Origin of the sequence: Stakelama marina (assembly GCF_018122655.1) — a bacterium.
Taxonomy (GTDB): domain Bacteria; phylum Pseudomonadota; class Alphaproteobacteria; order Sphingomonadales; family Sphingomonadaceae; genus Sphingomonas; species Sphingomonas marina.
Map to the genome: position 1 here is coordinate 224272 of NZ_JAGRQC010000004.1, position 25130 is coordinate 249401.

At 62.2% G+C, this 25130-nt stretch carries 29 protein-coding genes; 11 read left to right on the forward strand and 18 right to left on the reverse strand.

Annotated elements, in window-relative coordinates; all coding sequences use genetic code 11:
* Positions 1–81: 81 nt before the first annotated feature.
* Complete coding sequence (locus tag J7S20_RS13670; RefSeq protein ID WP_284054789.1) at positions 82–699, reverse strand: RNA polymerase sigma factor; 618 nt, start codon at positions 697–699, stop codon at positions 82–84.
* Positions 700–1105: 406 nt separating this feature from the next.
* Between J7S20_RS13670 and J7S20_RS13675 the strand changes: the two genes are divergently transcribed.
* The 3 genes from J7S20_RS13675 to J7S20_RS13685 all read left to right on the forward strand — a co-directional run bounded on the left by J7S20_RS13675 (position 1106) and on the right by J7S20_RS13685 (position 2826).
* On the forward strand, positions 1106–1297 hold the full coding sequence (locus J7S20_RS13675; RefSeq protein WP_284054790.1) for a transcriptional regulator domain-containing protein: 192 nt from the start codon (positions 1106–1108) through the stop codon (positions 1295–1297).
* On the forward strand, positions 1281–1889 hold the full coding sequence (locus J7S20_RS13680) for a DUF2285 domain-containing protein (protein WP_284054791.1): 609 nt from the start codon (positions 1281–1283) through the stop codon (positions 1887–1889). The genes J7S20_RS13675 and J7S20_RS13680 overlap by 17 nt, the downstream gene beginning before the upstream one ends.
* Positions 1890–2073: 184 nt before the next feature.
* Positions 2074–2826 carry a LuxR family transcriptional regulator gene (locus J7S20_RS13685; RefSeq protein WP_284054792.1) on the forward strand — a complete coding sequence of 251 codons (753 nt, stop codon included), beginning with the start codon at positions 2074–2076 and terminating at the stop codon, positions 2824–2826.
* Between the two features lie 147 nt (positions 2827–2973).
* Here J7S20_RS13685 and J7S20_RS13690 read toward each other — a convergent pair whose 3' ends face one another.
* Genes J7S20_RS13690 through J7S20_RS13705 form a run of 4 tightly spaced genes read right to left on the reverse strand, consistent with a single transcriptional unit; the run spans position 2974 to position 5276 of the window.
* Positions 2974–4440: a dihydrolipoyl dehydrogenase family protein gene (locus J7S20_RS13690; protein WP_347709241.1), complete on the reverse strand. Its 1467-nt coding sequence runs from the start codon at positions 4438–4440 to the stop codon at positions 2974–2976.
* Positions 4334–4564, reverse strand: a complete 231-nt coding sequence (locus J7S20_RS16315; protein ID WP_347709242.1) for a GDCCVxC domain-containing (seleno)protein — start codon at positions 4562–4564, stop codon at positions 4334–4336. Before J7S20_RS16315 ends, J7S20_RS13690 begins: the two co-directional genes overlap by 107 nt.
* Complete coding sequence (locus tag J7S20_RS13700) at positions 4561–4902, reverse strand: heavy-metal-associated domain-containing protein (protein WP_284054793.1); 342 nt, start codon at positions 4900–4902, stop codon at positions 4561–4563. The genes J7S20_RS16315 and J7S20_RS13700 overlap by 4 nt, the downstream gene beginning before the upstream one ends.
* Before the next feature lie 11 nt (positions 4903–4913).
* Positions 4914–5276, reverse strand: a complete 363-nt coding sequence (locus tag J7S20_RS13705) for a mercuric transporter MerT family protein (protein ID WP_284054794.1) — start codon at positions 5274–5276, stop codon at positions 4914–4916.
* Between the two features lie 59 nt (positions 5277–5335).
* Between J7S20_RS13705 and J7S20_RS13710 the strand changes: the two genes are divergently transcribed.
* Complete coding sequence (locus J7S20_RS13710) at positions 5336–5761, forward strand: MerR family transcriptional regulator (RefSeq protein WP_284054795.1); 426 nt, start codon at positions 5336–5338, stop codon at positions 5759–5761.
* A 135-nt stretch (positions 5762–5896) separates the two neighbouring features.
* Positions 5897–6301 carry a response regulator gene (locus J7S20_RS13715; protein ID WP_284054796.1) on the forward strand — a complete coding sequence of 135 codons (405 nt, stop codon included), beginning with the start codon at positions 5897–5899 and terminating at the stop codon, positions 6299–6301.
* Here the strand turns inward: J7S20_RS13715 and J7S20_RS13720 are convergent.
* Complete coding sequence (locus J7S20_RS13720) at positions 6294–7373, reverse strand: sensor histidine kinase (protein ID WP_284054797.1); 1080 nt, start codon at positions 7371–7373, stop codon at positions 6294–6296. The two genes, J7S20_RS13715 and J7S20_RS13720, sit on opposite strands and share 8 nt — an antisense overlap.
* A gap of 218 nt (positions 7374–7591) precedes the next feature.
* On the opposite strand from J7S20_RS13720, the gene J7S20_RS13725 reads away from it, so the two are divergent.
* Genes J7S20_RS13725 through J7S20_RS13735 form a run of 3 tightly spaced genes read left to right on the forward strand, consistent with a single transcriptional unit; the run spans position 7592 to position 9683 of the window.
* Positions 7592–8218 carry an acyl-homoserine-lactone synthase gene (locus J7S20_RS13725; protein ID WP_284054798.1) on the forward strand — a complete coding sequence of 209 codons (627 nt, stop codon included), beginning with the start codon at positions 7592–7594 and terminating at the stop codon, positions 8216–8218.
* A complete protein-coding gene (locus J7S20_RS13730; protein WP_284054799.1) occupies positions 8215–9081 on the forward strand; it encodes a phytanoyl-CoA dioxygenase family protein in 867 nt (288 codons plus the stop codon). The genes J7S20_RS13725 and J7S20_RS13730 overlap by 4 nt, the downstream gene beginning before the upstream one ends.
* The gene (locus tag J7S20_RS13735) at positions 9078–9683 is read left to right on the forward strand and encodes a GntR family transcriptional regulator (protein ID WP_284054800.1); all 606 of its coding nucleotides are present in this window, start codon (positions 9078–9080) and stop codon (positions 9681–9683) included. Before J7S20_RS13730 ends, J7S20_RS13735 begins: the two co-directional genes overlap by 4 nt.
* 14 nt (positions 9684–9697) lie before the next feature.
* Here the strand turns inward: J7S20_RS13735 and J7S20_RS13740 are convergent, their stop codons facing one another.
* From J7S20_RS13740 to lnt, 5 genes are all read right to left on the reverse strand, one after another.
* Positions 9698–10912 carry a tyrosine-type recombinase/integrase gene (locus J7S20_RS13740; protein WP_284054801.1) on the reverse strand — a complete coding sequence of 405 codons (1215 nt, stop codon included), beginning with the start codon at positions 10910–10912 and terminating at the stop codon, positions 9698–9700.
* 127 nt (positions 10913–11039) lie between these two features.
* Complete coding sequence (gene trmB, locus J7S20_RS13745; protein WP_284054802.1) at positions 11040–11720, reverse strand: tRNA (guanine(46)-N(7))-methyltransferase TrmB; 681 nt, start codon at positions 11718–11720, stop codon at positions 11040–11042.
* Between the two features lie 68 nt (positions 11721–11788).
* The gene (locus J7S20_RS13750; RefSeq protein ID WP_284054803.1) at positions 11789–12232 is read right to left on the reverse strand and encodes a GNAT family N-acetyltransferase; all 444 of its coding nucleotides are present in this window, start codon (positions 12230–12232) and stop codon (positions 11789–11791) included.
* Positions 12233–12361: 129 nt separating this feature from the next.
* Entirely contained in the window at positions 12362–13588 is a 1227-nt protein-coding gene (gene metK / locus J7S20_RS13755) for a methionine adenosyltransferase (RefSeq protein ID WP_284054804.1), read from the reverse strand.
* A gap of 70 nt (positions 13589–13658) precedes the next feature.
* Complete coding sequence (gene lnt / locus J7S20_RS13760; protein WP_284054805.1) at positions 13659–15206, reverse strand: apolipoprotein N-acyltransferase; 1548 nt, start codon at positions 15204–15206, stop codon at positions 13659–13661.
* An 89-nt stretch (positions 15207–15295) separates the two neighbouring features.
* On the opposite strand from lnt, the gene J7S20_RS13765 reads away from it, so the two are divergent.
* From J7S20_RS13765 to J7S20_RS13775, 3 genes are all read left to right on the forward strand, one after another.
* Positions 15296–15718, forward strand: coding sequence for a VOC family protein (locus J7S20_RS13765; protein WP_284054806.1), 423 nt, complete (start codon positions 15296–15298; stop codon positions 15716–15718).
* A 15-nt stretch (positions 15719–15733) separates the two neighbouring features.
* A complete protein-coding gene (locus J7S20_RS13770) occupies positions 15734–16036 on the forward strand; it encodes a polyhydroxyalkanoic acid system family protein (protein WP_284054807.1) in 303 nt (100 codons plus the stop codon).
* Between the two features lie 66 nt (positions 16037–16102).
* Positions 16103–16882, forward strand: coding sequence for a hypothetical protein (locus J7S20_RS13775; protein WP_284054808.1), 780 nt, complete (start codon positions 16103–16105; stop codon positions 16880–16882).
* On the opposite strand, the gene J7S20_RS13780 is transcribed toward J7S20_RS13775, so the two are convergent.
* The 7 genes from J7S20_RS13780 to J7S20_RS13810 form a co-directional block, all read right to left on the reverse strand.
* Entirely contained in the window at positions 16864–18243 is a 1380-nt protein-coding gene (locus J7S20_RS13780; RefSeq protein ID WP_284054809.1) for a PQQ-dependent sugar dehydrogenase, read from the reverse strand. The two genes, J7S20_RS13775 and J7S20_RS13780, sit on opposite strands and share 19 nt — an antisense overlap.
* A gap of 67 nt (positions 18244–18310) precedes the next feature.
* Complete coding sequence (locus J7S20_RS13785; RefSeq protein ID WP_284054810.1) at positions 18311–19225, reverse strand: hemolysin family protein; 915 nt, start codon at positions 19223–19225, stop codon at positions 18311–18313.
* Between the two features lie 11 nt (positions 19226–19236).
* Positions 19237–19749: an rRNA maturation RNase YbeY gene (ybeY, locus tag J7S20_RS13790; RefSeq protein WP_284054811.1), complete on the reverse strand. Its 513-nt coding sequence runs from the start codon at positions 19747–19749 to the stop codon at positions 19237–19239.
* A 20-nt stretch (positions 19750–19769) separates the two neighbouring features.
* Positions 19770–20774, reverse strand: a complete 1005-nt coding sequence (locus J7S20_RS13795) for a PhoH family protein (protein ID WP_284054812.1) — start codon at positions 20772–20774, stop codon at positions 19770–19772.
* Positions 20775–21071: 297 nt separating this feature from the next.
* A complete protein-coding gene (gene miaB, locus J7S20_RS13800; RefSeq protein ID WP_284054813.1) occupies positions 21072–22382 on the reverse strand; it encodes a tRNA (N6-isopentenyl adenosine(37)-C2)-methylthiotransferase MiaB in 1311 nt (436 codons plus the stop codon).
* A gap of 46 nt (positions 22383–22428) precedes the next feature.
* Positions 22429–22998, reverse strand: a complete 570-nt coding sequence (locus J7S20_RS13805) for a DedA family protein (RefSeq protein WP_284054814.1) — start codon at positions 22996–22998, stop codon at positions 22429–22431.
* A gap of 20 nt (positions 22999–23018) precedes the next feature.
* Positions 23019–25121 (reverse strand): prolyl oligopeptidase family serine peptidase, encoded by a 2103-nt coding sequence (locus tag J7S20_RS13810; protein ID WP_284054815.1) that lies wholly within the window; start codon positions 25119–25121, stop codon positions 23019–23021.
* Between the last annotated feature and the right edge of the window lie 9 nt (positions 25122–25130).

The window sequence follows — 25130 nt, forward strand, 5'->3', positions numbered from 1 at the left end:
TGGGGTCTCCCTGTTCTGGCGCGGTCAGGCCGCTACAGGGAATGACGCTCGCTCTTACGAACACCTTAGTTTCAATAGAAATTAAATTCCGCTTGGGATCCTGCTGGGATTCTCAGGTTCGCAGGTGTGGCCGAGCGCCTGCCGCAAATGCGCCAGAGCCTTCATCATGTGATAGTCGACCGTCGGCAGTGCGATGCCTAGCTCAAGATGTATCTGTCGGTAGGTTTTCTTCTCGAATCGGTTCATCGCGAAGATGCGCGCGCACTTTTCGGGGAGCTCTGCGAGTGCGATTTCGAGCGCTTGCCGGGTTTCGTGGACATGCACAGCATCTTCTTGCGCCGCGCGGCTTGGCGCGTCTGCGTTCTCCAAAAGTGGCTGGATCCTGATCCGGCGCTTTTGTCGCCGCGCCTCGTCCACGAGCAAGTTGAATGCAATCCGCCTCAGAAAGCCTGCAGGATTAACGAGTTCCGTTAGCTGCTTGCTGGTCGCTGCACGCAGAAACACGTCCTGTGCCAGGTCGTGGGCGCGTTCGGAGCCCACGCGGCGCGCAAGATAGGCGATCAGTCCAGCCCGTTCCTCGCGGTAGAGGGCATCGAGTGTGCGGCGGCGGCCGACCGATCGGCTTACTTTTGCAGAGCAATATGCGGGACCCACGCACTGGGGAGATTGGTGCCGAATTTCGGCGACAACTTGAGTCATGCTTTGAACTTGGAGGCGACCGCCACTTGAGTTCGCCATGGCGAACTGGTGCGGGTTCCAGGTCTGTGCCGCCGTCCGGGACCTGGTTTACGCCCCTTGATCGGTTCGGCCGCCGGGCCTGCGATGGACCGGCGTGCATGATGTCCGGCGGAAATATCCACGCGGACGGTGCCAGAATATCAATCCGCGCGCAGTCAATCTGCCCAACATAGGAGTGGCTGGCAAGAGGTAAGTAGAGCCATTTTGGACCCGCCTGTGGCAGCGGTCGTCGCCTTCTCTAAGAACGCAGCGTCTCGACGAACATCGGATCAAATATGCCCAGTACTGGGGAAGCGCATCCCTTGGTCTTGGAATGTCGGCGCGGTGCTGGCGCCTCTAGCGAAATCGGCGAGAAAGGAGGTGCTTCATGGCTCGACCATTTGACAGCAACGACCGGACAGGCGCATTCGACTATTCGGATTTCGCGCAGGAATTCCTGCGCCGCAATGCCGCGTACCGGCAACAATACGCACGGATCGCCAGCGAAAGCGGTTTCGACCCGCAATCCACAGCTTGCCGCCAAATGGCGCGTTCATGGGGCCTTGAATTTCCCGATTGATCCCGACCTTTCGGCTCGCACCCATCCGGCAATCTGGCAAGCCGAGGAAAACGCTCATGTGGTAATTCTTAGCGGTGGCGATGCAGTCAAGGCGGCGCGCGCAGCGTGCGACCTGATCGTCAAGCGAGCGAGCAATTCGGGAGATCATCTGGTCCTCGCCAGCAGGGGCGCTCGTCACCGGCTGCTCGTTATGGCCTCAGCCCGGTTGGGTGGAGACAATTATCTGATCCCTCAAGACCAGTCGGTTCCGATCAGGCTAGCGGCGCTCGATGCGTTTCACTGCTGCGTCGCTGGCTCCGCTGTGCCCACCAAGCGATACCCCTTACGGCCCACCACCTATCAGTCCCGACGCCTCCACTTGCTGCTCGCGATACTCGATAATCTGACCAGAGCGCCTGAGGGTGTCACCCTACGAGAGATTGCGGGAACCCTCGTCTATCGCGGATTGTCCGCGCAACGCGCCATAGACTGGAAATCGTCATCGCAACGCCGACAGACCCAGCGTCTTGTCGCCGAAGCACGGAGGATGGCGTCGCACGGCTATCTCGACTTGCTTCGTCAAAGCCGGTTCCGACCTTTTCAAACGCACTGAATGCACTATGGTTTTTCCTTGGGCAAGCCGCTGAATTTTGTAGCGCGCCCGGATTGGAACCAGACCTTCAGGGTCGCAACTGCAACTGCCGGAACAGGTGGAATGGAACCGTCTGATCAGGCACCGAGCAGGCGGTCGGGTGGCGGCGTGTTGGATTGCGTGCTGCCGATCGAACGGCAGGTCTATGTACGCATATCTCGCGGAGGAATTTGCAACCGAACTTATCAATGTTCGTTCGGACACTGAGCTCGATGACGCCCTTAAACAGGTTTCCCGGCGCCTTGGCTTCGACCACTTCGCACTTAGCCTGGAGATGCGTTCGACATCGTGCGAGGCACCGGGCTTGCTATTGCACGACTATCCCGACGAATGGGCGAAAGTCTATATCGCCTTCGACCTCGCAGGGCAGGATCCGGTGCGAAGAGCCTGCGACAAGACCATCATCGGTTTCGCCTGGGACTGGATTGACGAACTTGTCCCTCTCACGCGCGGCGACCGTCAGATGCTCAATGTTGGCCGGGAATGCGGAATTGGCAATGGCTATACCGTTCCGCGGCACTTACCCGGGATAGGGCGCGGTACCTGCACCTTTGCTGTTCGACCCGATCGAGAACTGCCCCGACGGCGTTTCGCCGTCGCGGAAGTGATCGGGACGCTGGCTTTGAGCTGTGCACTGGGACTGAGCTCAGAAAGACTCGATGAGAAGGTTCCCTCCCTGACCGATCGGCAGCGAGAGTGTCTGCTCTGGGTTGCAAGAGGGAAGACTGCAGCTGAAACGGCCATGATACTAAAAATCAGCACCGAAACCGTCATTCAGCATCTCAAGATGGCCCGCGAACGCTACCAGGTCCATTGTAAACAGTCCCTCGTCGTCGCGGCGCTGTTCGACGGATTGATCGGGTTTGCCGACATTATCCGTTGGCGCGACGTCGGATAGATGCGCTAGATGCGTCGAAATGTTTCAGTTAATCGATCTCAGCTTCGTCGATTAAACTCGGGCGTGCAGTGTCACGGTGCAGGCATCTCTCTGCGTCGCCAAATCAAAATATGCCGAATTCCTTATTCAACCGCTACTTCAACACAATCACACCATCGAGCCAAGGTCCGATCCCACGCTAGGGTAGACCGAAACCATTTTCTTGAGCTCGCTTGTTGTCAGTCCAAGTCGGACGGCGAGACCGAAAAAATTGATGATCTCGCCATACTCCGGTCCGAGCAAATGAGCTCCCAGGATAGTGTCGCTTTCGTTATCGATTATAACCTTGGTTGCAGCGCAGCTTTCGCCAACGCGAAGGTTGGAATACCAGTCGCCGGTGTCATTTTCGACGACGCGGATATCATGTCCGGCCTCTCGAGCTTCCTCTTCGAGCATGCCAACACGGGTTAGCTCTGGTACCGTAAATACGGCGCTCGGAACGCCTGCATAATCCGGCTTGGTGCGATTGCCCTTGAGCATATTGGACGCAGCTACCTTGCCCTCGAAAACCGCGACAGGCGTAAGCGGCGCGCCTTGCGTGTCGGCCGCGTCGCCGGCAGCGTAGATCTTGGGGTTGGACGTGCTTTGCAGGTAGGCGTTGACCTCAACGCCCTTGTCACCTGCCTCGACATGGGCTGCGGCCAGGTCAAGCCGGTCAATTGCCGGGACGCGGCCCGCGCCGTGGACGACGAGATCGGCCCGCAAACCTCTCGTTTTGTTGTCAGTTTCTACCGTGACAAGAAAACCCGTCCCGTCCTTCTCGATCGCTTTGAGTGACGTGCGCCGTCGCAGTTGGACGCCGACTTCCTCGCCCCGCGCAACGAGTCTTTCGACAAGATCGGCATCGAAACCCTTGAGCGGTCTCTCGCCACGGTCGATGATGCACACCTTGCTGCCCGCGCGTGCTGCGATATGGCCAAACTCGAACGAGATGAAGCCGCCGCCGATGAACAGGATGCGTTCGGGCAGCGCATCGAGCCGCATGAACTCGGTGCTGTCGGTAAGGTGTTCGGAGCCGGGAACCTCTATCGTCCGCGGCTTGGCACCCGTTGCGATCAGGAAATGGTTTGCCTGAAACTGCCCTAGGCCGTCGATTTCGACGGTATCTTCGCCGACGAAGCGCGCTTTCCCGTGAAGGGTAGTGACGCCGTTGCTCTTTAGACCGTTTTCGATCCGACCGGGCATTTTGTCGGTGAACGTCTGCGTGAAGGCGACCAGATCGGGCCAGTTGATGGCGATGTCGTTCGGTTCGATGCCCTTGCCGTGCATGAGCCGCGCTGCGTCGATGATTTCCGCCCCGCGGCGGAGCATTTTCTTCGGATCGCAGCCGCGCAGGGCGCAGGTGCCGCCATAAGGCAGTTCGTCGACTACCGCGACCGACCAACCGGCTGAGGCGCATTTGTTGGCGGCATTTACGGCTGCCATGCCAACACCCAGCGCTATAAGATCGAAGTTTCGCGTATTCATCTCATCGTCCTCCGCAACATGTGGCGCCCGTGCCATCGGCACGCGTTTCCTGGATTGGCGGGCAGGGGATGGTGCCGAATGAGCAGAAGACGCAGCAATCGCCCGCATTGGGGCGGAGTTTTACACCGCAACCATGGCAATCGTAGAAAAACCAGCAGGCATCCGTCGGCATCGTTTCGAGCTTTTTGTACCCGCAAGTAGGGCATGTGATCTCGGACTTCAGTTCGATCATAGCGCGCTCGCCGCAAGGGTCGCCGGATAACCGGCGTCGGTCGACGCCGCTGCGATGGCAGTGGTGGTCGTTTGTGCAGGGTCAAACCGGGCGATGGCGGTTTTCGCCTCGTAATCGATCGTGACGTCTTCCACGCCCGCAACGCCCTCCATTGCGCGCCGCACTGTGATCGGGCAGGTCGCGCAGGTCATATTCTCGACCGCAAAGCTCGCCGTTTGCAGAATGGCCGGATTTTGTTGAACCCGTTCGTCGGAGTTTTGCGGCAACAGGGTCGCTGCTCCGATTCCCGCTCCGGCCAGCCCCAATACCGCAACTGCGGCGATCATCGTCTTCTTCATCTTTCGAACTCCTAATAGAATAGCGGCGCCCACCACTCGACCGTGGACGAGGCAGCGACCAATACGGTCGCCAGCCACAGGGAGCTTTTGACGAGCAGGTTTGCTCCGGGCCGCGCGCAATATGTTCCGTCTTCGCAAGGTTCAGTTTGCCGAAAATAGACGTGCCGGGATCCAAGGGCCAAAAAGACAACCGCAATGGCGATAAATACCCATTTGTACGGTTCGAGCGCAGTGAGATTGCCGATCCACGCGCCGCTGATGCCAAGGCTCAGCAATAACAGCGGGGCAATACAGCAGGACGAGGCGAGTATCGCGCCGAGCGTCCCGCCGCTCGCCCATAAGCGCTGCGCGTTCTTATGCATTTGATCGACCATGGAAACCAATGTACTCCCTGTAGTAACTACAGGTTCAAGCACTAGTTGGCATATGGCTCATGACAGCATCGCAAGTGATCAAACGGGGAGAACTGGCCAGACGGTCGGGCTGCAACCTTGAGACAATCCGCTACTACGAGAACATCGGTCTGCTTCAGCCTCCCGAGCGTACGGCAAGCGGGCACAGGCTCTATGCACCCGGCGACCAGGCGCGGCTCGGCTTTATCTTGCGCGGCCGCGATCTGGGTTTTTCGATTGAGGAGCTCAAAAGCCTGCTCAGCCTCGTTGATTCGCACCATTACAGCTGCGGCGAGGTTCAGGATCTGACCAATAACCATCTGGCTAGCGTTCGAGCCAAGATTGACGATTTAACCAGGTTGGAGCGCACGCTAGCCGATGTATCGGCCCGCTGCGAAGGCGGGGATGTTCCGGAATGCCCCATCATAGATACGCTCTTTGGTCGTGGTCCTGTCGCCCGATCGTGAAGCAATGCCGTCGGAACGGGTGCGTATCTTGAAGCTATTTGGATCGAAGCCGGATGCAACGAGGCGAGGGAACGAATATGCGCCCTGTCCGTCCCCTCACTACAGAGCCTTGTCATTTAACTTTTGATAGCCTTCATGCCGACCACCATCCTGATTGTCGAAGACGAATTCCTCATAGCTGTCGAAATGGAGGCGGTGGTTCACGATCTCGGTCACGAATCCGCAGGCATAGCCGACGACATGCAATCGGCATTGGCAAAGGCTTCAGAAGCGATCGATGTGGCGCTCGTCGATGTTAATCTGGCCGATGGAGCCACAGGTCCCAGGATCGGCGAGAAGCTTGCCGTGGATTTCGGGATAGAGGTTATTTTCGTAACCGCCAATCCCGCACAACTCGGTGAAGGGGTGAGCGGAACGCTGGGTGCGCTGGAAAAACCGGTCGATCTCGGCATTCTCAAGCAGGTTCTCGACTATGTCATTGCGGTCCGAAAGGGCGAAAAAATCGATCCGCCAGCCCGTCTCAAGCTCTTCTTCAACTAGGCTCCTGCAACCTGCTTTTTCGGACATCCATGACGAGTTCAACGCCATCGTCATGCCAGGTTCTTTCGTAATTGCCTCCTAGCTGCTGCTTCACGGCCAACTCGATGAGGCGACTTCCGAAACCCGTTTGAGGCTCACTCGCCTTGTCGATGTGGGCTCCGTGTTCCCTCCACCGGAAGCGGACCATCTCGTCCTCGGTTGAAAGGTCCAGCGAAATCCTTCCCTCGGGATTGGAAAGCGCTCCGTACTTCATCGCGTTGGTGGCCAGCTCGTGGAACACCAATGCGACCGGCGTGGCGGCGCGGCTTTCGACCGCGATATCGGGGCCGGAAATCGCAATCCTTCCTTCGGAAAAGGCAGGATAGGTCTCGAAGATCGTCGCAAGCAGCGTGGCGAGGGTCACTTCCCTGCCCTCGGGCTGGGACTTTTCACTGTGCGGTCGGACGAATTCGTGCGCGCGCCCCAGCGCGGAAATCCGGCCCAGCAAGTCGCGCGACGCTTCGCCGAACGCCTCATTTGCGCGCGCTGTCAGGCTGATCAAACCGGAAACAATCGCGAAGATGTTCTTGATGCGATGGCTAAGCTCCTGGCTCAAGATTTCGTTTTGGAGGGCGGTGCGCTTCTGCTCGTCGATATCCGTACAAGTGCCGATCCAGCGCTGGATCTCACCCTGCTCGTTGAGGATCGGCAGCGCACGACCGATCATCCAGCGATAATCACCGCTGTGATGCCGCAGGCGATATTCAACCTCGTACGGTTCGCCGGTAGCGAGGCTGTGGTTCCATTTCTTCCATGCATCGGCCTGGTCATCCTCATGGAACATCCCGGCCCATCCTTCGCCGTCGGTTGACCCGACAGGGACACCCGTAAATTCATACCAGCGCGCATTGTAATAATCGTGGGAGCCGTCGGGAAGAGTCGACCATACCATCTGCGGCATGGTGTCGGCGAGCGCATGGAAAGCAGCTCCGGCGGATTGCAGCGCATGCTCTGTAGCCAAGGGCAAGACATCCGGCGCCGAAGGGGATTCGCGGCTGCCAAGCTGGAAGTTCGTGATGACTTTTGCATTCATAGCCAGCTTGTGACCTTCCCGGGATGAACAGAATCGGACCGATAGGATACCTGTCGTATCTTGTTGATTTTCAAACGCTGAAGCTCATCGCACAGGTGGGGCGGTCAGTAAACTCGCCCTGTTGAGCGCCAGAAGGGGCCCTCCCCAGTTCTTGGTATGTCGCTGCCTATCCGGATTTGATGAGATGCAAGCAGTCATCAAGTTCACAGGTAATCTTCATGCAGCAAAGCAGCGGTATAAATGGTGCAAGCCTGGTCGATCCGGCACTTCGCGCCATGTTCGAGGCGCGCAAGCGCGTGTTCGTGGATCTTCTTGGGTGGGACGTTCCGGTGCTCGACGGGACCTTTGAAATCGACCAGTTCGATACGCCCTCCGCCGCCTATCTCGTCCTCACCGGTGAAAATTGCGAGCATCGCGCATCGGCCCGGCTCCTGCGTTCCGATGGACCTCATATCTTGCGCGATCTCTTTCCGCAGCTGTGCACCGGACCTGTTCCGCAGGATGAGGCATTTCGCGAGATTACCCGCTTCTGTATCGATCCCACGTTACCGCGCGCTGATCGCCGGAGTGTCCGCAACCAGCTCGTCTCCGCACTCGCCGATTTTGCAATATCGGAAGGGATTTCTGGTTATTCGGCGGTCGCCCCGGTGCCCTGGTTCCGGCAGATCGCCCAGTTCGGCTGGCGCTGCCAGCAGCTGGGACCGTGCGTTCCTATCAATGGCCAGCAGCTTGTCGCTCTTCGCATCGACATCGATCAGGATACACGCGCGCAACTCGCCAACGCAGGGATCTACTGCCGCAATCCTCAGCCGGAAGCCTATGGTGGTATGGAGCTGGCAGCATGACTGCGCCGAGCGAGGCGTATTGGCTCGATCAGCTGCAAGAGGATGGCTATTGCATCATTCCGCAGCTTGTCGCCGAGCAACAGATCGCCGCACTCGATGCCGACCTGGAAGCTGCGTTTGCGCAGGCGCCACTCGGCAAGGGAGACTTCTATGGGCATCGGACCAAACGGTTTGGAAGCCTCCTTCGCCGCTCGCAGGTCGCGGGCGATCTGGTCCTGCAGCCGCTAGTCCTATCGCTCGCCCGCGCAATTCTCGGCAGCGCCTGCGACCGGATACAGCTCAATGTCGCCCAGGCGATCGCGATCCATCCCGGAGAGATAGAACAGTTTCCGCATTGCGATCAGGATATGTGGGCAGGCCGCAAGGGCGATCACGAATATCTTCTCAACGTCATCTGGCCGCTGACCGAATTTACTCGCCTCAATGGCGCGACACGCATCTACCCCAGGACGCACAGGAAGCCTGTCGACAATCTCGAAAGTCTCGACGATCCCATAGTCGCAGTTTGCAAGCCCGGCGATGCCATCTGCTTTCTTGGCTCCACCGTCCATGGAGCGGGACGAAACCAGACCGAGGATGTCCGCCGCGGTGTCGTGATCGGCTACAGCCTCGGCTGGCTCAAACCCTACGAGAATCTCTGGCTGGCCTATCCACCAGCAGTAGCAAAAGAGTTCTCGCCCGAACTCGCCGAACTGGCCGGTTATGTGCAGCACCGCCCGAACCTGGGTAATTTCGAAGGGCAATGCCCGTCGGTTCTGCTGCGTGACGAGGTGCCCGAATTCCCGCAGGCAACCGATAGTCTGCGCCCCGACCAGAAAGAAGCGGTTCGTGAGTTCGCCGAGACGCGCCGCAGCGGGCGATGAGTCCCGCTCACGTCCTCGAGCCTACGTACAGGCGGCTTAAAAATGAATTGCTGGAAGGGCGCTTCCGGGCCGGTGCGAAGCTCGAGGCGATGCGACTGGCTGACGATTTCGGAGTAAGCATGACGCCGGTAAGAGACAGCCTGAACCAGCTTGTCGGCGAAGGGCTGGTCGACCTCACGCCCGGCGAAGGATTTCGCGTACCGCTGCTTACCGAACAGGCCTTGCGCGACATCCTGCAAGTCAACGCGCTGCTTTTGGAGCACACTTCCGACACCGACCGCAAATCACTGGAAATCGACGAAGGATCCAACGTCACTCAGGGTGCTTATGCCGACCGATTGGCGCACGTCTTCAGAGACATCGCGGCAAACTCAGGCAATCGGTTTCGCGTACATTTGGTCGAACGCCTTAGCGACAGACTCCACCCGATACGTGAACTCGAGCCGGAGATTTGGCCTGGGGCGTCGCATGCCCTTGAGCAAATTGAGCGAACAGCTCAGCAGGGTTTCGATGGCTCAACCCGGGCGGTACGCGCATATCATCAACACATCGAGGCTCTGGTACCCGCTTTGGTCGGACGTTTGAACCAGCAGACCGCCTAGCCCTCGCCAATGAGTTAGGTGGTCTCTACAGTCCCGGACAGAACCGTCGCGAGGTGATCATTCCAAGCATCGAGTGCCTGGCGCTTCTCGTCCTTCCAATCGTGGCGCTGGTAGATGCCGGCGACTCCGGCACGAGATCCGCCGACGTGGTTGAGAACGGCTTCGGTGACTTCAAACCGAACGCCAAGCCGCTGAAAGTTCGTAGCGAGGGTTCGTCGTAGATCATGAAGGCGCCAGGCGTCGAGCGGCTCTTCGCGACGTTCCTCGATCAGGCTGTCGAGCTTCACCTTGCCCTTGGCGTATCCCGTAAAGCCCGCCCCACTAGCTGTCGCAAAGACGCGGCCTTTGCGTGGCCACTTCTCGCCGCGAGCCTCCCGGTCGAGCTCGGCGATTGCAAGATCGTTGAGCGGAATGGAGTTTGGTTCTCCGTTCTTGGTCCGAGATCCGGGCAGGGTCCACAATCTTTCGCTGCGACTGAGCTCCTGCCATTGCATCCCGGAGACTTCTTCACGGCGCTGTCCGGTCACGATCAGAAGTCTGACAATTGGACCAAAGCATCGATGACATTCCGGTGCCGCGTCCCAGATATGGCGGAGTTCGCCATCCTTGAGCCAGCGCTCTCGTGGCTTGACCGGAGGCGGCGTTTCCATGCCCTCCATCGGACTGCGATCGATATCTCCGCGACTCACGGCCCAGCGAAACAGGCGGCGCATAACGGCAAAGACATTTCGCCGGTTTGCCACCTGCTTTGGCGGCATCTGATCGAGAACCGATACGACGTCGATCTTCGTAATCGCTGGCAGCGCCTTCATTCCGAATGTGGGCTTGAGGTAGAGGCGAATGGATCGTTCCACGAGGCGACGCCATCCCTCGCGTTTGCAGGAGCGGGTGAAGAGGTCTGCGTAATTCGAGAAGGCGAGGTCGACAGCTTCCCGTCGGCGCTGCTTTTCCGCATCAACCGGATCAATGCCCTGCGCAACAATCACCAACAATCGCTCAGCCTCCAAGCGTGCAGTAGTCGGTGTCCAGGGCGATCCATGTGATCCGATCGTGAAACGACGGGTCTTCGCTTCTCGTCCGCCCATTCGGAACTGGATTATGTAACTGATTGATCCAGCAGCTGTAATCTTGACGCCAAAGCCCTTGAGATCGGTGTCCCAAAGATAGTTTTCCTTTGGTCCAACCGGGAGCGAATCGACCGTGCGCTTGCTGATTTTTCCTGTTGCCATGCGATACCTCGTGGCCTTTTTCTGGCAATCACCGGGTAATCACGCAAGCGGAAAAAGGGGCGAATTGGAGGCAATCCTGGCGTAGATGTTTTTGGCTAAGTCGTTGTTTTTACAACATCAGCGTAGTCTAGCGTCGCCTGAATCGAAAGTACCAGACCTCGTGGCCGTGGCGGCGCGCCTTGCGCTCGTAGCGCGTTTCGGGCCAGTCGGCGGGGCGCTGCAGAAAGTCGGCTGGCGTGTTCGCCTGCCAGACGAAGTCGCGGCGCTGGTTCATCACCATCATCGACCAGCGGCAATAGGTCGGATCGTCGGTGCCGAGGCGAAACTCGGCGCCCGGCTTCAGCTTGGCGGCGATCATGTCGAGCGGGCCGTGATTGACCATGCGCCGCTTGGCATGCCGAGCCTTGGGCCAGGGGTCCGGGTGGAGGAGATACAACCGGTCGAGGCCCGCATCGGGCAGGCGTTCCAGCACCTCCAGCGCGTCGCCCATATGGATGCGGACATTGTCCAGCCGCTCGTCGCGAACATGGCCGAGCGCACCGACGACGCCGTTCAGAAAGGGTTCGCAGCCGATGAAACCGTGGTCGGGTCGTGCCGCCGCCTGACCGGCGAGATGTTCGCCTGCGCCGAACCCGATCTCGAACTCCAGCGGACGGTCGTCCCCGAACAGGCGCTCTGCGGTGATCGGTCCGGTGTCGGGAACGCTGAGGCTGGGCAGCAGCGAATCGACAAGCTCCTGCTGGCCGGCGCGGAGCTTGTGGCCCTGACGGCGGCCATAGAAGCGGCGAATGGTGGCGGGATCGTTCATGATGGCGCCCAAGAGCATAAATTGTCGGCTTTGATAACCCGTTCGCGTCTCAGCCGCGGAGATGGTTTTCAGGGTCGCATCGCCACATAAGCGGTGCGCAAACCCGGCCGGAACCCGAGCTTTTCATAAAAGCGGTGCACGCGGGGGTCTGCGCGGCCGCTTTGCATGAGGACATGGTGGCAATCGAGCTGCCATGCGTGGTCGAACGCTTTGGCGACCGCCGAACGGCCATGGCCCCGGCCGCGATAGGCGGGGTGGGTCACCACATTTTCCAAAAAACCGTGCGACCGGCCTTCGCGAAGCAGGTTTGGCGCGGTGATGAGCATGCAACTCGCCACGACCATATTCTCGGCGCTGCTCACGAAAATGAAGACATCGGGATTCGCGAGCGTCGCTTCCCAGATCTGTCGCGCGCGTTCGACCGGGCGAGCGACGGTGCTCACTTCGGATGCGCCAAACAGATCGAGAATTCCTTCAAGGTCGCGGTCTTCGGCAAGGCGGGCGGCGGTCATCGCATACTCCAACGGAAGGGCATCGATCGATGTGCGGATACTGGACCTCGCGGGGCAACCGGTAGGCGCCAATGAAAAAGGGCGGCAGCCTTTCGGCCACCGCCCCGTCAATCTCTACTCGCGCCTGGCTCAGCTCGCAGTTTCCGTTGCCATCAGCGCATTCTTCAAATCCTCGACCAGGTCGGTTCGTTCCCAGGGGAAGCGGTCGCCATCGGCCTTGCGCCCGAAATGGCCATAGGCCGCGGAGGTGCGATAGATCGGCTTGTTGAGGCCCAGGTGCGTGCGGATCGCCCGCGGGGTCAGGCCGCCGAGCTTGGGATTCGTGCGAATCGCTTCCTCGATCTTTTCTTCCGGCACCTTGCCGGTGCCGTGCGTATCGACATAGATCGACAGCGGCTTCGACACGCCGATCGCATAGGCGAGCTGGATCGTGCAGCGGCGGGCGAGGCCGGCGGCGACGATATTCTTCGCCAGATAGCGCGTGATATAGGCCGCCGAACGGTCGACCTTGGTCGGGTCCTTGCCCGAAAATGCGCCGCCGCCATGCGGTGCCGCGCCGCCATAAGTGTCGACGATGATCTTGCGCCCGGTCAGCCCGGCATCGCCGTCGGGGCCGCCGATTTCGAACGTGCCGGTCGGGTTGATGTGATATTCGGTCTCGTCCGACAGGAGTTCGGCGGGAAGGATGTCGGCGATGACGTCCTTCACATATTTCTTCAGCTCGGCTTCCTTTTCGCCTGCGTCATATCCCGGCGCGTGCTGGGTGGAGACGACGATCGCGGCGCAGGCGACCGGGCGGTCGTTTTCGAAGCGCAGCGTGACCTGGCTCTTGGCGTCGGGCTCGAGGAAGGGCGCCTTGCCCGACTTGCGGTCGGCGGCCATGCGCTGAAGGATCTTGTGGCTGTAATCGAGCGTCGCGGGCATCAGGTCGGGCGTATCGGCGACGGCATAACCGAACATGATGCCCTGGTCGCCGGCGCCTTCATCCTTGTTGCCGCTGGCATCGACACCCTGCGCGATATGGGCCGACTGGCCGTGGAGGTGATTTTCGAATTTCAGCGTTTCCCAGTGAAAACCGTCCTGCTCGTATCCGATTTCCTTGACGGTGTTGCGCACCGTCTGCTCGATTTCCTCAAGCGCTCCGGGTGCCCATTCGCCATTTTCGTATACGCCCTTGCAGCGGATTTCGCCCGCAAGCACGACGAGCTGCGTCGTGGTCAGCGTTTCGCAGGCGATGCGTGCCTCGGGATCCTTCGACAGGAAAAGATCGACGATGGCATCGGAAATCTGGTCGGAAACCTTGTCGGGATGACCTTCGGAAACCGATTCGGACGTGAAGAGATAGCTGGAGCGCATGAAAATCCTCTGCTGCTGCAAGAGTTTGCCCGCCTGATGCGGCGATATAAAGAAATCGTTATATGACGATTTAGCGGTTGCGGCGGCGTAGTGCAACGGCTGCCGCGATGAACAGCAGGCCGACGATCGCGGCCATCCAGTTGCCGATCCGCGAAAACAGCGTCGGCGGCAGCGGCTTGGGCATCGGCACATCGACGACGCCTGCGGTGTAGCGCGGCACCGTGCCGACGAGCCGTCCATGCGCGTCGATCACCGCCGAAATGCCGTTGGGGGTGGAGCGCAGGATCGGCAGTCCCTCCTCGATCGCGCGCATCCGCGCCTGGGCGAGATGTTCGGGCGGGCCCCAGTTGCCGAACCATGCGTCGTTCGACGGGTTGAAGAGGATGTCGGGACGGTTCGCTTCGTCGACCACCTGGCCGGAGAAAATAATCTCGTAGCAGATCTGCATCCCGACCTTGCCATAGCCGGGCATCGTCAGCGTCTGCGGTCCCGGTCCGGGCAAGAAGTCGTAGTCCCCCGCCACCAGCCGCGACAGGCCGAGCGGTTCGAGCAGCCAGCGCATCGGTAGATATTCGCCATAGGGCACCAGATGCGCCTTGTCATAGCGTCCGGTCAGACTGCCGTCGGGTCGGATGGCGAAGATCGAATTGCCCGCGCCCTTAAGGTCGCCCTGCTTGTCGAATTCCAGCGCGGTGCTGCCGACCAGCGCGATGTCCTTCGGCCCCAGCAGCGCAGCGATCCGGTCGCGCGCGAGTTCCGGCGACGATTGCCAGTACCATTGCGGGGGATAACCGTCTTCGAGGAAGTAGGTCACTTCTCCCTCTGGCCAGAGCAGCAGGCGCGGATGGCCCTGAGGCGGTCCGCTCAATCGAAGGAGGCGCGAGAACACATATTCGCCGTGATTGGGCGTCGGCGTTACTTCCTGTCCGACATTGGGCTGGACGACGCGGACGTGCGGCGCCCCTGGCGCATCGGGCGGCATGGCTCCCGGCACGGCGGCGACGCCGAACGCGACGACTATGATCGCGGTCGCCCCGGCAAAGGCCCAGCGGCGATGGAAGGCGGCGACGATCGCACCGGCGATCACGATCGTTACCCCCGACAGCGCATAGGTGCCGATCCAGCGCGTCGCCTGCGCCACGCCGCCAGCGGGCAACCACATCACCGCGAGCGGATTCCACGCATAGCCGGTGAACATCGTCGCGCGCAGATATTCGGTGGCGATCCACGCGGCGGCAAAGGCGAAGGCATAGCCGGCATCGGGCCTCGATCCACGCCCATAGCGCCAGGCAAGACCGGCCGCCATCGCCGGATAGACGGCGAGATAGAGCGCCAGCGCGACCACCGCGACATAGCCGAGCGCGGGCGGCATCCTGTCCTGAAAGTCGAAGGCGTGCTGGATCCAGTTGTTGCCAACGGTGAAATGGCCGAGCCCGAACAGCCATCCGCGCCACAATGCGCCCTTCAGGCTCGGCGCGTCGAATATCAGCCACATCCACAGCGCAAGACAGGCAAGTGTCAGCGGCCAGAGGTCGAGCGGCGCGAATCCGGTGGCCGAAGCAAGGCCGATCAGGAGCGCGGTCCAGTGCGGGTGGCGAAGCAGGAGGCGACGTAGCATCGCCGGCCGGTATTGCCGGGAAAGCGCGGACGGGCAAGCGCTCTTGCGGGAGGCTCCCAAAACGCACCGAGGATGCTAGGGAGATGCCAATGACCAGCGTTCGCCCCTTTCATCTCGCCTTTCCGGTTCACGATCTTGCCGCGGCACGGCAATTCTATGGTGGCATCCTCGGCTGCCGAGAGGGGCGGAGCGCCGACCGCTGGATCGATTTCGACCTGTTCGGGCATCAGATCGTCGCGCATCTCGATGAGGCGGCACGCGCCGGCGGGGCATCGAACCCGGTCGATGGCCATGACGTTCCGGTGCCGCATTTCGGTGTCGTGCTGACCATGCCCGATTGGGAAGCGCTCGCCGATCGCGTGCGCGACGCAGGCATCGCGTTCGGCATCGAACCGCATGTCCGGTTCAAGGGGCAGCCCGGCGAGCAGGCGACGATGTTCTTTTTCGACCCCAGCGGCAACGCGCTCGAGTTCAAGGCGTTCGCCGACGATGCGATGCTGTTCGCGACCTGAACGACTGGATTGAACATGGCAGAACCGATCACCGTCGATATTCCGCACAAGCTTGGCCGCGACGCAGCGAGAGCGCGGCTCGACAGCGGCATCGGCAAGCTTGCCGACATGTTTCCAGGTGGTGCCGAGGTCGAGCATCGCTGGGAAGGTGACGTCATGCACTTCACCATCGCCGCGATGGGGCAGCGCGTCGCCAGCACGCTGCAACCGTTCGACGATCATGTTCATGCGGTGGTCGATCTGCCGCCCTTTTTGGCCTTGTTCGCCGACAAGATTCGCGAGAAGCTGCGCCGCGAAGGACCGAAACTGCTCGAATAGCGGAACCGGTGCCGCTGTGCGGCCGTTTGGAATTCCGCAAGGTTCACGGGAGACAATGGCACCGCGATGACGGGAATCGGCACCAGTATCGCCAAATTTGTGGGCGTCGCCGTCGTAGTAGCGGTTCCGACCGGAATGGTGCTCGGCAGTTATACCACCGGGCATATGCGCCGCGACTATCTCTATGGTTACAACATGCCGAGCGAGGGTAGCGAGGCCGAGCCCGTGCCCTATGTCGTGCCGAAGGCGGCGAAGGTGGAACAGGCCGCGATATATCCCGCACCACCGCCATCGGCGCTTCCGCCCGACAGCGACGGGTTCGACGATCAGGCATATCTTGCCGGCTATGACCGTGAACAGGCCGGCGGTGGTTCCGACGATTATCGCTATGACGACGCGACGGCATCGTCATATCGCGACGATTACGCCGATACCGATGCGGGCGATGGGTACGCCTATAACGATGCCCGAGGCAGCGACGGATATGCGTATCGGGAACGCCGCGCCGGTGACGATCGGCGGCCCGCGCACGCCGCGCGGCGCGAGGCGGAGGACGATCCATTCATTGCGCAGACCCGGCGCGTCGACCGGCATCGCCGCTATCATGCGGGCCGGGCGGCCGACAGCCCTGAGCCCGCTTACGCCGACGGTGCGCGGCCACGCGAAGCGGTCGCATATGCCGATGCCGGGCCGGAAAGCTCACGCTATTCGGTGCATACGCCCGCCGGCACCGTGACCGTCACGCGTTCGAGCGGCGGCGTGACGGTGTCGAGCCCCGCCGGCGTGTCGCAGCGGTCGCAGGCGACGCAGCCGCCGGCCGAGGATTATTACTCGCCTGCCGATTGAGCGGCTTCTCTCGCATCCGAATTCGATTTCGTGGCGGTCACGCGCCACACGATATTGCCGACATCGTCCGCGACCAGCAGGGCGCCTTTCGGCCCGGCAATGACGCCGGCGGGGCGCCCACGCGCATCGCCGTTCTTGTCGAGAAAGCCGGTCAGAACGTTGATCGGCTTGGTCGCCTTGGCCGGGAATCCATTGGCCGAAAACGGCACGAACACGACCTTGTACCCCGATGGCGGAACGCGGTTCCATGATCCGTGCTCGCCGATGAAGGCGCCGCGCGAGAAGCGCTTGCCGAGATCGGTGCCCGCGGCAAAGGTCAGCCCCAGCGGCGCGGTATGCGCGCCCAGCGCATAGTCGGGGCGCGCGACATATTGCCGCATGTCCTCGCCATCCGGGCCGACGCTGTCGATGCGCGGATCCTTGTATCCGCCCCAGAAATACCAGGGCCAGCCGTAGAAATTGCCGAAATTGACCTCGGTCAGATAATCGGGCGGCATGTCCGATCCCATCATGTCGCGCGCGTTGACGACGGTCCATAGCCGCCCGCTATCGGGATTGACCGCCAGCCCGTTGGGGTTGCGCAGCCCGGTCGCGAACACGCGCGCGGTCTTCGTCTTTGGATCGACCTTGATGATGCGGGCGCGACCCCGTTCGGCCGCCATTCCGTTATCGGCGAGGTTGGTCGACGATCCGATCGTGACCCAAAGCGTGCCGTCGGCGGGGTCGGGCAGGATATTGCGCGTCCAGTGATCGCCGCCGCCCGGCAGGTCGATGATCTTTTCGGGCTTGGCGGAGATCCGCGTTTCGCCGGGCTTGTAGGGAAAGCGCAGCAGCGCGTCGGTATCGGCGACGTACAGCCAGTCGCCGACCAGCGCCATGCCGAAGGGCGAGTTGAGCCCGCTGAGCAATACCGAGCGCTGATCGGCCTTGCCGTCCCCGGTCGTGTCGCGCAGCAACGTGATACGATTGGCCGACGGTACGTCCGCGCCGGCGCGGTGCATCAGCTTTTTCCTCACCCATCCCTTGATGCCGCCATCCTTGCGCGGCGGCGAATTGGTTTCCGCAACCAGCACGTCGCCATTGGGAAGCGCATAGAGCCAGCGCGGATGATCGAGCCCACGCGCGAACGCGGCGACCTTCAGGCCGGCGGCAGGGGTCGGCGTCTCGCCCTGTTTCCATCCGACCGCCTTGGCGACATCGACCGTCGGTATCGTCTGTTCGCGCGGTACGCTGAGTTGCGGCACGCGCCCGGTCACCGCCAATTCGGAAAGCTGCGCCCGGTCGGGCGTCAGCAACCAGATGATCGTTCCGATGGCGAGGAGGAGAAGCAGGCCGAGCGAAATCAGGATATGTCTGCGCATGGCCTTTCAGATAGGCCGGGTGCCGCCAGTCACCAAGGACAAACCGTGCGGAATGTACGCCGCGGCGCTATTCTTCCTCGATATGCGGCGTCGGTGGGTGGAGGCGAAGGCGCAGCACGCGCCGCGAATCGCCCTCCAGTATCTCGAGCTTCCATCCGCTCGGATGGTCGAGCACCTCGCCGGGTTCGGGCACATGCCCCGCCAGCACGAAGGCGAGCCCGCCCAGCGTATCGACATCTTCCTCGACCTCGCCCAGCCGCGCGTCGATCGTCTCGGCAACGTCTTCCAGTTCGGCGCGGGCATCGGCTTCCCACATTCCGTCGTCGAGCGGCACCATCAGCGCGGTCGGCGCCTCGTCATGCTCGTCTTCGATTTCGCCGACGATCTCTTCGACCAGGTCCTCGATCGTAATCAGCCCTTCGGTGCCCGAATATTCGTCGAGCACGATGGCGAGGTGCGTCCGGCTCTGCTGCATCCGCGCGAGCAGGTCGAGCGTGCCCATCGATTGCGGGACGTAAAGCGGCTGGCGGATGAGCTGCTGGATGCTGTCGGGGCGCGGCGTATCGGACGCCAGTATCGCGAACACGTCCTTTACGTGAATCATCCCGATGACGGTATCGAGATCGTCGCGATAGACGGGCAGGCGGCTGTGGCCCGCTTCCGCGAACAGTTTCACCAGCTCGTCGAAGCTGGTCTGTTCCTCGACCGCGAGCATGTCGGCGCGCGGCACGCCGACATCGCCCGCGTCGCGCTCGCCGAAATGGAGCAGGTTCTTGAGCATCTGCAGCTCGATCGGGGCGAGGTCGCCCGCAACCGGCGCTTCGGTGTCGGCCTCGTGCTCGACGATGACCTCCTCGATCCGCTCGCGGAGCGTATCGACATGGTCGTCACCGAACAGCAGCGCGCGCAGGCCTCGCCATAATCCGCCGCTTTCGCTATTACTACTGTCGCCGTTCCCGGCGCTACTTTGGCCCTCTGGCATTGGGGGTCTCGTCAGTCCTCGCGCACGGGGTAGGGATCGTGCAGGCCGAGCGCGTCCATTGCCGCGCGTTCGATATCCTCCATGGCCTCCGCTTCCGCTTCCCCCTGATGGTCGTAGCCCAATAAATGCAGGCAGCCATGAACAATCAAGTGGGTTGCGTGATCGGCGACCGAAATTTCGCGTTCCGCGGCTTCTTCCGCGCAGACACCATGCGCGAGGATGATGTCGCCAAGCAGTACCTCGCCATCGTCCGAATTGAGCGTGACGGTTTCCATCAGGTCGGGCTGGATCATCGGAAAGGACAGCACGTTGGTCGGCTTGTCCTTCTTGCGATATTGTTTGTTGAGCGTCCGGACCTCGTCATTGCCGGCCAGCCGGACAGAGATTTCGACGAGCGCGGGGTCATCCACCCATGCGGCTTGCGGGGTGCGGCCGATTGCCGCTCTGGCGGCTTCGCCGGCGAGCTTTTCCCAATCGATATCGCTGGCCCAGGGGGCTTCGCGCTGGACGGCTAGTTCAAGCATTGTCAGTCCCGTGTTGGTTATCAGACGGCGCCATGCTGTCCCTCATAGGCATCGACGATGCGGCCGACGATGGGATGGCGCACGACATCGGCGGCGGTGAAGCGCGCCATCGCGATCCCTTCCAGCCCTTCGAGCCGCCCGACTGCGTCGGCCAGCCCCGAGGCGGGGATGCCGCCCGGGATATCGACCTGTTGCGGATCGCCGCAGATCACCATCCGGCTGTTCTGGCCGAACCGGGTGAGGAACATTTTCATCTGCGCAGGCGTGGTGTTCTGCGCTTCGTCGAGGATCACAAAGGCGTCGGACAGCGTGCGACCGCGCATGAAGGCGATCGGCGCGATTTCGATCTCCCCGGACGAAATGCGCCGCTCGACCTGCTCGGCGGGCAGGCAGTCGTAGAGCGCGTCGTAGAGCGGACGGAGATAGGGATCGACCTTCTCCTTCATGTCGCCGGGCAGAAAGCCGATGCGCTCGCCCGCCTCGACCGCGGGGCGCGACAGGATGAGGCGCTGGACGCTGCCGGTGATGAGCTGCGCGACCGCCTGCGCAACCGCGAGGTAGGTCTTGCCGGTGCCGGCGGGGCCGAGCGCGAAGATCATGTCGTTCGACACCAGCGCCTTCATGTAATGCGTCTGCGCGACCGAACGCGGCACGATCGTCTTCTTGCGCGTGCGGATCATGATCGACGGCGGTGTGGATTTCTCGGCGCGGACGATGCCGTCGAGCGTCGGTTCCTCCGACATCGCGATCACCGCTTCGATCAGCCCGGTATCGACTTCTTCGCCGCGGATCAGCCGCGACTGGAGCTCCTGCAGCACTTCGCGGGCATGCGCGACCGCTTCGGCCGATCCCTCGATCCCGACGCGGTCGCCGCGCGCGGTGATGTAGACGCCCAGCCGCTCTTCGAGCGCGAGCAGGTTCGCGTCGAACTCGCCGAACAATTGCGGCAGCAACTGCGGCTTGTCGAACGTCACCTCGACGCGGCTGCGTTCGCCCGACTGGGCGGGCACGGGCTTACGGCTCATGCGATCCTCTCATGGGCGCTCGTGGCGCGGTTCGACCGCGCCATGTGGTGCCGAAGGGTTGGGAAGGCAACAGTGCGCGCGGGGCCATGGTTCCCGTGAAAAGACGGCGCGGGCGCGGCGAACTGCATGCGAGAGGAGTGTGACAGAAGCCGCAGCAACTGGCGAGAGGGAAAAACACCAGGCTGCAAACCGGGGAGGCGAGGTCCATAGCCCCCTTCCTCCCTTCCAGGGAGGGGCGGCGGTTGGGTGGCGAGCGTGAGCGGGCACGGATGACGAGCGCCGGCGCTCGCCGCCTTCTCAGGCCGCGGCTTTCACCCGTTCCACGCCGGCCAGGCTGTTCGGGCCGGCGCGTTCGATATCGACGGTCACCATGTCGCCGATCTGCGCATCGGTCGCCAGATGGACCGATTGCAGCCAGGGTGACTTGCCGAGCATCTGGCCGGGATGCTTGCCTCTGCGCTCGATCAGCACGTCGCAGGTCTTGCCGACCGTTGCTTCGTTGAACGCCGCCTGATCGCGGTTGAGCGCTGCCTGGAGCCGTTGCAGGCGTTCGTCCATCACCCCGCGCGGGACGGCGCCGTCCATCTCGGCCGCCGGGGTGCCCGGACGCGGCGAATATTTGAAACTGAATGCCTGCGAATAGCGGACCTCGTCGACAAGGCGCAGCGTGTCCTCGAACTCGGCATCGGTTTCGCCGGGAAAGCCGACGATGAAGTCGCCCGACAGTGCAATGTCGGGCCGCGCCTCGCGCACACGATCGAGGATGCGCAGATAGCTGTCGCGGCTGTGGCTGCGGTTCATGGCTTTCAGCACGCGATCATTGCCCGACTGCACCGGCAGGTGGAGATAGGGCATCAGCTTTTCCACGTCGCGGTGCGCGTCGATCAGGCGCTGCGTCATGTCGTTGGGATGGCTGGTCGTATAGCGGATGCGCGCCAGCCCCTCGATCCGGTCGAGATCGCGGATCAGCGCGTCGAGCCCGCGACCATCCTCGTCCGCCCAGGCGTTCACATTCTGGCCGAGCAGCGTGATTTCGCGCGCACCGGCATCGACCAGTGCCCTGGCCTCGTCGACGATCGCGGCAAAGGGGCGGCTGACCTCCGCGCCGCGCGTATAGGGGACGACGCAATAGGTGCAGAATTTGTCGCAGCCTTCCTGAACGGTAAGGAACGCGCCCGGTGCTACGCGGCGGCGCGCGGGCAGCGCGCCGAACTTGCTGGCGAGCGGCATATCGGTATCGAGCGCGGCCTTGCCGCCCGCGGCGTCGGCGACGAGCTTCGGCAGGTTGTGATAGGCCTGCGGCCCCACGACGACATCGACCTGCGCGCGGCGAACGATTTCCTCGCCCTCCGCCTGCGCGACGCAGCCGGCGACCGCGATCATCGGCTTGCGGCCGCCTTTGCGCAGCCGGCCGATGTCCGAATAGACCTTTTCGGTCGCCTTTTCGCGGATATGGCAGGTGTTGAGGACGACCAGATCGGCCTCCTCCGCGCTCGCGGCGGCGCTCAGGCCCTGCTCGGCCATCAGTTCGCTCATGCGTTCGCCGTCATAGACGTTCATCTGACAGCCGAACGACTTCACATGATAGGTTTTGGGAGTCTTCGCCATGGCGGCGCGCTATAGCCGAAGCCGGAGTGCTTCGTAAGGGGCGGCGTCAGCGCTTGCGCGCGCGCCACGACAGTACCGCGAAATACCCGGCCGCTGCGATCAGCAATGCCGGGATCGCACCCATCAGGAGCACGCGGCCGACCTCTGCGATACGTCCGAACAGCTCGGTGATCGCCTCGCCGAACCAGAATCCCAGCGTGACGAACAGCGTCGCCCATAAGAGCGCCGATACCGCGTTGATCGCCGCAAAACGCGGGGCAGGCAGCGATGTCGTGCCGATCGCCACCGGGCTGACGGTGCGCAGGCCCCACAGAAAGCGGAACGAGAAGACGAAGCCGGTCGGATAGCGATCGAAGGTCCTCAGCGCGCGGGCGAATGCGGCGCGCGCGTGCAGCTTGCGCACGAACTTGCTGTCGCGCGAGCGGCGGCCGATACGAAAGAAGATCTGGTCGGCGATGAACGATCCGCATGCCGCTGCCAGTACCGCGCCGGTATAGGGCAGCGTGCCGCGCTGGACGAGGATGCCGCCCAGCGTGACGATCGTTTCCCCCTCGAACCCTGCTCCGACGAACAGCGCGAACAGGCCGTAGCGCGCGAGCAGCAGTTCAAGCGACATGGATACGCCGGCTCGCCCGCTCAGTCCGTGCCGCTATTCGCGATCGGCGGTGCATCGCCGGGCGTCGTGTCGCGGTACTTGTCGAACCAGGCGAGGATCGCCGCCACCTTTTCCGCCGATTGCGACGGGCGGCCGGCAATGCCGTGATGGCTGGCGCCCGGCACCTTGACCAGCGCGGTCGGTACGCCGCGGATTTGCAGCGCGGCATAATATTGTTCGGCCTCGCTTACGGGCGTGCGGTAATCGTTGCTGCCAACGACGACGAGCGTCGGTGTCTTGACGTTGCCGACCAGGCTGAGCGGCGAGCGCTGCCAATATTTCATCGGCGCTTCCCACGGCTTCTTGTCGAACCAGTAGCGCGAGGTGAAGGTCGTCATGTCCATGGTCAGCGCTTCGCTGGTCCAGTTGATGACCGGTTTTTGCGTCGCCGCCGCCTTGAACCGGTCGGTCTTGCCGACGATCCATGCGGTCAGCACGCCGCCACCCGATCCGCCGGTCACGAACAGGTTGTCCGGATCGGCAGTACCATCCGCGATCGCCGCATCGACGGCGGCCATCAGGTCGTCATAATCGGTGCCGGGATAGGCGCGGTCGATCAGGTTCGCGAATTCCTCGCCATAGGAGGTGCTGCCGCGCGGATTGACGTAAAGCACGGCATAGCCGGCGGCGGCATAGAGCTGATCGTCGGTCGAAAAGCTCGGGCCATAGGCCGCATTGGGACCGCCATGGATTTCGAGGATCAGCGGAACGCGCTCGCCCGACTTGCGTGTCGGCGGCGTCACCAGCCAGGCATCGATCGCGCGGCCATCCGGCGCGGTCACTGGCAGCTTTTTCACCGGCGCCATCGCCTTGGCCGCCATCCACGTCGCATTCAGCGCGGTCAGTTGCCGGCCGTCGCCGCCGCCGCTGACATAGACATTGGCCGGACGCTGGGTGGTGCCGCGCGTATAGGCGATGGTTCCGCGCTTCGATACGCTGAACGATCCGCCGGTATAGGGCCGGTCGACCCCCGATCCCGCCGTCAGGCCGGAGACGACGGGTTTTACATTGCCGTTCAGGTCGACGCGCGCGACGCGCTTCACGCCGTGATCGTCATACGACACCATGATCGTGTCATTGCCGACCCATTGCGCATCGTCGATCGACCGGTCGAGTCCGGCGGTCAGCGAATGCGCCCCCGAACCGTCGCGATTCATCACGTACAGTTCATTGTTCTCGTAGCTGCGATTGACGTCGTCGAAGCCGATATAGGCGATGCGGCGGCCGTCGGGCGACACCGCCGGCGACGCGTCGGGGCCGTTGCGGCTGGTGAGCGCGCGGACATTGCCGGTCGCCACGTCGAGCGCATAGACCTCGCTGTTCATCAGTTCGCGTTGCCAATCGGGGCTGCGGTTGGCGCTGAAATAGATCGTTCCGCCGTCGGGGCTGAACGACAGCGGGCCGCCATCGTCATATTTTCCGAAGCTCAACTGGCGCGGCGCTCCGCCATCGGCGGAGACGAGGAAGATGTGATCGAAGCCGGGTTTCAGATAGCCGGCATCGTCGATCCGGTAGGTGACGCGGTCGATTATCTGAAGCGGTTCCGCCCATTTGGCGCCCTCGGGCTTTGCGGGTGGCTTGCCGAGCTTCATCGATTCGCCCGGCACGCGCATGACATAGGCGATGGTCTTGCCGTCGGGCGACCAGGCGAGGCTGTGCGGGCTGTCGGGCAGGCCGGTGATCCTGGTCGCTTCGCCATTGGCCATCCAGCGGACGAACAGTTGCGGGCTGCCCTCGCCATCGGTGGCGACATAGGCAAGGCGACCGCCGTCCGGCGACCAGCGCGGCGAGAAATAGGCGCCCGGCCCGGTCGCGATAGGGGCCTGTTCGCCCGACTTCACGTCGATCAGCCAGATTTCGGGCTTTTCCTTGTCGGTCATGATGTCGGCGCCCATGCGGACATAGGCGATCTTCGACCCGTCAGGGCTGATCTGCGGATCGGTCGCGCCCTGCAGATTGAACAGGTCGGCCCCGGTAAAGGCACGCTCCGGCCCCTGTTCGGCAGGCCGCGCATCGGCGCTCGCCATCGGCAGCGCGACCGCCAGGCCGGCAATCATGATTCCGGAAATCAGGCGCATCGTCATCGTCTCCCC